At 58.3% G+C, this 7,890-nt stretch carries 9 protein-coding genes; 6 read left to right on the top strand and 3 right to left on the bottom strand.

Going from position 1 to position 7,890, the window contains the following annotated elements; genetic code table 11:
* Positions 1 to 107: 107 nt before the first annotated feature.
* From PQQ96_RS28355 to PQQ96_RS28340, 4 genes are all read left to right on the top strand, one after another.
* On the top strand, positions 108 to 434 hold the full coding sequence (locus PQQ96_RS28355; RefSeq protein ID WP_408298806.1) for a hypothetical protein: 327 nt from the start codon (positions 108 to 110) through the stop codon (positions 432 to 434).
* A 163-nt stretch (positions 435 to 597) separates the two neighbouring features.
* Positions 598 to 834, top strand: a complete 237-nt coding sequence (locus PQQ96_RS28350) for a hypothetical protein (RefSeq protein ID WP_408298805.1) — start codon at positions 598 to 600, stop codon at positions 832 to 834.
* 37 nt (positions 835 to 871) lie between these two features.
* On the top strand, positions 872 to 1,489 hold the full coding sequence (locus PQQ96_RS28345; RefSeq protein WP_408298803.1) for a TetR/AcrR family transcriptional regulator: 618 nt from the start codon (positions 872 to 874) through the stop codon (positions 1,487 to 1,489).
* Positions 1,486 to 2,379, top strand: coding sequence for a haloalkane dehalogenase (locus tag PQQ96_RS28340; protein WP_408298801.1), 894 nt, complete (start codon positions 1,486 to 1,488; stop codon positions 2,377 to 2,379). Before PQQ96_RS28345 ends, PQQ96_RS28340 begins: the two co-directional genes overlap by 4 nt.
* 143 nt (positions 2,380 to 2,522) lie before the next feature.
* Here the strand turns inward: PQQ96_RS28340 and PQQ96_RS28335 are convergent, their stop codons facing one another.
* On the bottom strand, positions 2,523 to 4,421 hold the full coding sequence (locus PQQ96_RS28335) for a potassium transporter Kup (protein ID WP_408298799.1): 1,899 nt from the start codon (positions 4,419 to 4,421) through the stop codon (positions 2,523 to 2,525).
* A gap of 322 nt (positions 4,422 to 4,743) precedes the next feature.
* Here PQQ96_RS28335 and PQQ96_RS28330 point away from each other — a divergent pair, with 322 nt between their 5' ends.
* A complete protein-coding gene (locus PQQ96_RS28330) occupies positions 4,744 to 4,953 on the top strand; it encodes a hypothetical protein (protein ID WP_408298797.1) in 210 nt (69 codons plus the stop codon).
* Here the strand turns inward: PQQ96_RS28330 and leuB are convergent.
* Entirely contained in the window at positions 4,928 to 6,016 is a 1,089-nt protein-coding gene (gene leuB / locus PQQ96_RS28325; RefSeq protein WP_408298795.1) for a 3-isopropylmalate dehydrogenase, read from the bottom strand. The genes PQQ96_RS28330 and leuB overlap by 26 nt on opposite strands.
* Before the next feature lie 210 nt (positions 6,017 to 6,226).
* Positions 6,227 to 7,222 (bottom strand): GlxA family transcriptional regulator, encoded by a 996-nt coding sequence (locus PQQ96_RS28320; RefSeq protein ID WP_408298793.1) that lies wholly within the window; start codon positions 7,220 to 7,222, stop codon positions 6,227 to 6,229.
* A gap of 427 nt (positions 7,223 to 7,649) precedes the next feature.
* On the opposite strand from PQQ96_RS28320, the gene PQQ96_RS28315 reads away from it, so the two are divergent.
* A complete protein-coding gene (locus tag PQQ96_RS28315) occupies positions 7,650 to 7,844 on the top strand; it encodes a hypothetical protein (protein WP_408298791.1) in 195 nt (64 codons plus the stop codon).
* Positions 7,845 to 7,890: the final 46 nt, after the last annotated feature.

Genomic DNA, 7,890 nt, shown 5'->3' with positions numbered 1-7,890 from the left:
TTCCGTTTCAGAACTCACAACTCCACGGTCAACAACGGCGTCGTCAGCGGCGTTGAGCAGATGAACGGCTATAAAGCCGCCTGTCAACCGGATTGGAGATGATGACCATGAAAATCGCCTACAAACTCGCCGCTGTTGCCACGCTCGCGATGTCCCTCAGTGGCATTGCGTCAGCAGAAACGAACTGGGACGCGACTCATCCGCGCCGCGCGGAAGTGAACCAACGACTCGCGAATCAGGATCATCGCATTCATCAGGCGGTCCGTGACGGAGACATGTCGCATAGCGAAGCGGCCAGACTGCATCGCGACGACCGTCAGATTCGCCAGGAAGAGCGTGACATGGCAAGCCAGGATCATAGCCACATCACGAAGCGTGAGGACTACGCGTTGAACCAGCAGGAAAACCACGTTAGCCGCCAGATCGGGCAATAGGGTTGGCGACAACGCCCAGCGTCAACTCTCAGAAGGCACGGCGCTGGGGTGTCTGAATCACCCCGGTATAGGTGTGGCGACACCGCGCCCATGTCCTCCGACTTGTTGGAGGGGAAATTGACATTCTCCCCTACCTGAAGGCTGAGGTTTCTCGGAGACACTGATGAAAAACTCAAGCGAGCAGTCACTGCGCTGCCAGGTAGAAAAGTGGCTTGCCCCGGCACCTGGAAGCCCGCTTCGGGTGACTGAATTCAGTCGCACCCGTTCGGATGGCAGACGCTACGTGTGCGTCAGCACCTCGTCATCGGCCGGCGCCCGCGCGTTGCTTTTCTTCCGGCACGATGACGGGAACTGGTGCGTGTTCCCGGCGACGCGCGCGCGGGTGCATGCGACGACTTAAACAGAGCTTGACATCCAATACGCACGACTGTATTTTGATGAATGCGCACGACTGTATTTGGATCATGGGCAAGCCATCATTTCGCGAAGACATTCTTAACGCCGGCCTCGAGGTCATGCTTCGATCGGGATACGAGGGCGCGAGTGTGCGCGACATCTGCGCAGCCGCTGGTGCGCCGCACGGCTCGTTCACCAATCACTTCCGTTCCAAGGAGGCGTTTGCCGAAGAGGTACTTGACCGCTACTTCGCGCATACCAAAGAGCTCGTCAAACAAGCGTTGGACGACACGTCTCTTACGCCGCGGCAGCGCCTGAAACGGTATCTGGACATCATTAGCGGCGTACTGGCAGACGACAAGTGGAACCGCGGTTGTCTGATCGGCGATTTCAGTCTTGAGACGGCGTCTCAAAGCGAACTCTTGCGCGAGAGGCTGGAAGCAATATTCCAGGAGTGGCGTGCTCCGTTTGCCTCGTGTATCGCCGAGGCTCAAACCGCCGGCGAAATAGAGTCAGCGTTCGATCCGCAGGATCTCGCCGAATTCCTCCTGGCTTCATGGGAAGGCGCAATTCTCCGTATGAAGGTCGAACGCGGCCCTGCCGCGCTTGATCGCTTCAAGAACATCGTTTTCGAAACCATTTTCAAGGAGCAGAAATGACCTCGCTTTCTGATGTCGTCTTGCCTCAAGTGAGTGTTTTGGGTTCGACCATGGCATACCGGGAAGCCGGAAATGCCGGAGCGCCGGTCGCGCTCTTTCTACACGGGAACCCGACCTCCTCGTACATATGGCGCAATATCATCCCGCTGGTTGCGCCCGTGGCGCATTGCATCGCACCGGATCTCATCGGATTCGGTCAATCGGGAAAACCAGACATCGAGTATCGGTTTGCCGATCATGTCCGGTACCTGGATGCGTTCCTCACGAACGCAGGAATCTCATCGGCGTTCGTCATAGCGCAGGACTGGGGAACCGCCCTGGCATTTCACCTGGCGGCCCGCCGACCCGAGTTCATCCGTGGGCTTGCATTTATGGAGTTCATCCGGCCCATGCCGACGTGGGAGGATTTTCACGCTGATGCACGCGAAACCTTCCAGAAGTTCCGGACGCCCGGGGTGGGTGAAAAGATGATCCTTGAAGATAATGCATTCGTAGAGCGGGTTCTCCCCGGCGCAACCGCACGAAAACTCACGAACGAGGAAATGTCCGTCTACAGAGCACCATTTCCTACTCCCGAGTCGCGGCGACCCACGTGGCGCTTCCCGAACGAATTGCCGATCGCTGGCGAGCCGGCGGATGTGTATTCAACCTTGACGAAAGCGCATGACGCGCTGGTGCGGTCGTCTTACCCAAAGCTGCTTTTCACGGCAGATCCAGGCGCCTTGGTATCGCGAACTTTCGCTGAAAGTTTTGCGAAGAAACTTCAGGACTGCAGAGTTATCAATCTCGGCGTCGGCATTCATTATTTGCAAGAGGATCACCCGGAGGTCATCGGCGCCGCTGTCAAGGCGTGGCTAACTGAACTGGGAGTGGGTCCCAACCCAGAATGAGGGTTTCGCGAACCCAGGCTTCGACAGCACGCGGCAGTCGAAGCCTGGGTTCGCAAAGCCCGCCGCAACGCGTCGGCAATGAAGCCGTGGCGGGGCTGCGCAACCCCATTTTGGTCTGACGCGCTGCGATTGGCTGTGGGAGCTCAGATATTAATCTGACCGCCCATTTCCACCACGCGGTTAGCGGGCAGGCTGTAATACTCGGCCGCCTGCGCCCCATTTCTTGCAAGAAACGCGAACAGCTTCTCACGCCAGAGCGGCATCGATTTACTTTCACCGGTCGCTACGATGGTATCGCGCGCGAGGAAGAACGACGTATCCGCCGCTTCGTATGTCCAGTTCGGCATCTGTTTCTGCGCCAGTTCGAGAATGGCAGGAACGTTTGGAATTTCCATGAAGCCGTGGTGAACCGTGACGGCGTAGCAACCGTGCCCGAGGTCGACCACAACCGCTTTCCGCTCGTCGGGAACATGCGGCACGTTGTCGGTTGTACCAGCAAGGAAGATGTTGACCTGATGCATGACGCCGTTGTGCTTCAGGTTATGCAGAAACGCGGAGGGCGCCATATCTACGACCCCACCCGGAAAAACAGCCGTGCCATTCACGCGCGGCGGGGCGTGCTCACCGTCGCACAGGGAGTGGATCAAGGCCACCAGCGGCATATTGTCGGCTTTCATCTTGCCGACCACCGTCTCGCGTCCCTTGTGCCAGGTTGTCATCACGGTAAACAGCACACCCCCGGCGAGCAGCGGAAACCAGCCACCTTCAAGCACCTTGCTAACGTTGCTGGATACGAACACCGCGTCGACCAGGGCGAGCGGACCGATGACAACCGCGGTTGCAAGCGGCTTCCAGTTCCAAAGACAGTGGGTGATGAAGTACATCAGCAAGGTGGTCAGCAGCATGGTCGATGCCACGGCGATACCGTAAGCCGCCGCCAGATTGTCAGAGGACTTGAAGAACACCACGAGAAAGACGACGGCCGCGTAAAGCGAGACATTGATGAACGGGACATACACTTGCCCGATCTCGTGCGTCGACGTGTGCACGACCGGGATGCGCGGCAGGAAGCCGAGCTGCACGGCCTGCTTGGTCATTGAAAAAGCACCCGAGATAACGGCCTGCGACGCGATGATCGTGGCTGCTGTGGCAAGCACGACCAGCGGCACGAGGGCCCAGCCAGGCGCAGACTGAAAAAATGGTTGAGCAATCGCTGACGGCGTTTCCAGAACCAGCGCCGCCTGACCGAAATAGTTCAGCACCAGGCTGGGTAGCACGAGAAGCAGCCACGCGAGACGGATCGGCTTTTTGCCGAAATGGCCCATGTCGGCGTAAAGGGCTTCGCCGCCAGTCAGCGCCAGAAAGACCGAGCCCAGCACGACGAACGCGGTGGTCGGCGCCTGGGTGACGAATCTGATGGCATAGAGCGGCGAGACGGCCTGCACAATGGCGATATGGGTAACGATATGGGAGAGGCCGAGCGCCGCGAGCGTCACGAACCACACGATCATCACCGGACCGAAAACTTTGCCGACCGCGCCCGTGCCGCGTTTCTGAAGTTTGAACAGACCGGTGAGGATGACAAGCGATATAGGAACGATCCATTCGCTGAGATGGGGATCCACGAGTGTCACGCCTTCCACGGCGGATATCACCGAAATTGCCGGCGTGATCATCGAATCGCCATAGAACATGGCCGCGCCGAATACCCCAAGCGTGAGTAGAACGCCGCGCAACCGCGCAGGAGCGACGCCGGATGCCAGTGCGGTGAGCGCCAGGATGCCGCCCTCACGATCGTTGTCTGCGCGCATGACGAAGCTGACGTACTTCAGCGTGACGACAATGATGATCGACCACAGAATCAGCGACACAATGCCGAACACATTGGTTTGCGTGATACCGCCTGCCGCCTTCAGGCACTCGCGGAGCGTATAGAGCGGGCTGGTTCCGATATCACCAAAGACAACCCCGATTGCGCCGAGCACAAGGCTGGGCGCAGCTTGTTTTACAGAAGAGGGCGCGCTAAGAGCAGTGGAGGACATAGGGGTTCTAAGTTGAGTATTCCGGTAGACGCGCGGCGTATTGATGACCGCAGCTTCTGCGCGTGATGCGAGCGGTAGGTCCGCGCCCAGGCCTGGCTGGAAGGGGCCCCTCGCGTGTTTGCGATACTTCTTGTGTGTGAGCGATCTGCCGCTGTCTCAAGCGTCAGATTCCCCATGCCGCAATGGGCAGAGTCACGGCGAAGACGCCGCCGGGGAGGATGTGGGTTGACATCGAAATGAAATGTTAACGATACGTTATTGAAAGGAGATGCCGTGACATTGCGTCGTATGCTACCGGCTCTACCTTTCAGAATATCTGTCGATGATTCTTTGGCCCGACCCAATCCACCGCGCGTTCCTGGCGCGTCGATGCGGTAGCGCGATTGCCGGTGTTCAGGGATGGTTTGGCGACGTTCTCCAGACGGTGCTGAAGAAGCTTTACGAGGCGGAAGGCGGCAATCCGCGGCGCCGTTTGACGGTGATGCCGCGTGCGCTTCTGGAAGGCTTCAAGCCGTGGCAGCTCTCCTGGTAATGGCCGCTACGACTGCATCACCCATCTGGCTTGTGCCGACTTTGGTGGTGCCTTCGGAGTAAATGTCCGCCGTACGCAACCCCGACGCGAGCACATCCTTGACCGCAGATTCGATGCGGTCGGCAGCGGCGCCCTGGTTGAGTGAGAAACGCAACATCATGGCCGCGGACAGTATCGTAGCCAATGGATTCGCGATGCCCTTGCCCGCGATGTCAGGAGCGCTGCCGTGGCTCGGTTCATACAAGCCCTGGTTACTCGCATTCAGGCTGGCCGATGGCAGCATGCCGATGGAGCCAGTGAGCATCGCGGCTTCGTCACTGAGGATGTCCCCGAACAGGTTGCCGGTGACGATCACGTCAAATTTCCTGGGCGCCCTGACCAGTTGCATCGCTGCGTTGTCGACGTACATGTGGTCAAGCTCCACATCGGGGTAGTCCTTGCCGATTTCGGTCACGACGTCTCTCCAGAATTGAGACGTTTCCAGCACATTGGCCTTGTCGACGCTGGTGAGACGCTTGTTGCGCCTGCGCGCGGCCTGGAAGGCGACATGGGCGACACGCTCGACTTCGGGGCGCGAGTAGCGCATGGTGTCGAAGCCTTCCTCCGCGCCGGGGAAATGACCGTCCATTGCGGTGCGGCGTCCACGGGGTTGGCCGAAATAGACGTCGCCGGTTGCGTCGCGGATGATCAGAATGTCAAGGCCAGAGACCAGTTCGGGTTTGAGGCTCGAAGCGCTGACCAGTTGCTCGTAGCAGATCGCGGGGCGGAGATTGGCAAATAAACCCAGGTGCTTGCGCAAGCCCAGGATCGCCTGCTCGGGACGTAAAGGGCGGTCCAGCGTGTCATATCGCCAGTCGCCTACGGCGCCAAACAACACGGCGTCGGCCTCCCTCGCCAGTTTAAGCGTGGCTTCTGGCAACGGATGATTGTGGGCCGCGTAGGCCACACCGCCCACCAGGGCGAACTCGGTTTCAAATTTCAGGTCCAGGACGTTCAGGACCTTGATGGCTTCAGCGATGATCTCGGCCCCGATGCCGTCGCCAGGAAGGATTGCGATTTTCACGGTCAGTTTTTCTTCAGGTTGAATAGTTCACTCGCCCGGTTCAAGTCTTTGCCGATTGATCCGAGCGCCCGGTTGTTCAAGGAGGCATTGTTTGCCTACTTTTAAACCGGGACAAGGCAACTGTTTATCCTGGGTTAAGTGCTACCGTGATTGAAGCTGATAGGCGTGATGCGCCCGCATGTCGGGCCAGGGTGAGTTCGCTACATACGCTCAGGACGAGCCGCCCGGAGGTGCTGTTTTGCCCATACGGTAGTCGGTCGGTGTCGTCGCCAGATACTTTCTGAACAGCTTGGCCAATTGTCCGCCGCTGCCGATACCGCAGCGCCGGGCGATCTTGTCGACCGGCAAACGCGATTCGAGGAGCATCCGGCAACTCATATTCAGGCGCGCCCGCAGCAGATAGTCGGAAGGCGTCATGCCGATCTCGCTCTTGAAGCGCCGCAGGAAGTTGCGCTCGCTCATTGCTGCGACCTGGGCTGCATCGTCGATAGAGATGGGGCGATCAACATTGGCCTCCAGCCAACGCGCCGAGGCCATGATCTTTTCGCTGACTTGCGACGTTGCGTTGTGGTTCATTGACGCGTTGAAGGGCGTCCTGTGCTCCGGCGCGACGGATTGGGCAACCAGCCGCGCCAGATCCGGTCCCAAATCCTCTTCGACGACGCGCAGTACTGTGTGCACGGCAGTCGGTGCTTCAGTCAGCGGGCGTGTCTGATAAAGATCGTGCACTTCATTGCCGCCATACAGAAGCGGGCAATAGCGGCTGGGAAGCCCGGCCGCTTCCAGAAGCAGCCGTCCTTCCGCGATCGGATGAACGATCTCGCTGAAAGGGTGCCTGCGGCGCAGCCAATTGCCAAGGCGTTCGTCGCGGCACGCGTGCTGCGCGCCTGCACCGCCTGCGATGAACAGCAGGTGCGTGTCATTTGTGCTGCGGTGCGAGTCGACGCTGTCCGTCCAAACGAACACTGACGATGAACTCGCGATGCGGCCACCGGACGCCGAAAGCAATGAAACATCGTAGCGTGTCCGGCCCGATCGCTGCGCTGCGACGAGTGCGTTTGTCTTCTGAAGGATTTCGACAATCGCTGCGACCTTTGGCAGCGCAAAACCATCGAACAACGCTATGTCAACGCGAGTGATGTCGTTCGCTTGCGTCACCTCCGCACTTTGCCGCGAGCAGCGCGGCAGCGTATGCACCAGTTCCATTTTTTCCCCCGGAATGTTTGGCCTGCAAAGTCTCTTCTCACGACTCTGTCTTTGTTTTTATTAACGCATACTATACAAATGACTCATGCGCAATTATTACATGGCTGAATTAGCCAATACATTGGCAGTTTGAGACACTGGGTGATTTGGACTTTTACGGGCGCAGTGCACATTTATGCCGGATGAGTACTGCGTAATGCCGAAATATTGGGAGATGCTGGGGTGGTATTATTTTTATAGAATGAGACGGAGTGTATAGAGCGCCTTCTGAAATGCTTTATATGTTGAGTGATATAAATAAATCATTGAGACACTGATGCCGGTGCGTTGCGGCTAGCGTTTGCGCTACAGACCTTTGGGGCCGTCAAAGTAGGGCTTTTCCTGACACCGGTCTAAAAAAGCCAACCGTGCCGCCGTTAACGCGTTCATGCACAGACAAGACATTCAGACAATCGTTAATGCTGCCTGCGAAACCGCTGATTCCATCGTCGGTGCCCGTGAGTGGGACACGGCCGAAGATGCCAGCGCGATGCACGACTTGATCTTCTGGGACATGATTGGCAAGCAATTGCCCGACATCAGCGCCGCCGACGTGCTGTCCATCCTGGGACGCAGGACATAAGGCCATAGTTTGGCGAGGCAGTTTCGGGCGAACCATACCTGCGTGC

This window comes from Paraburkholderia sediminicola, assembly GCF_046027825.1.
Taxonomy (GTDB): domain Bacteria; phylum Pseudomonadota; class Gammaproteobacteria; order Burkholderiales; family Burkholderiaceae; genus Paraburkholderia; species Paraburkholderia sediminicola_D.
The sequence above is the reverse complement of the archived record's forward strand: the minus strand, read 5'-3'. Positions and strand labels throughout refer to the sequence as shown.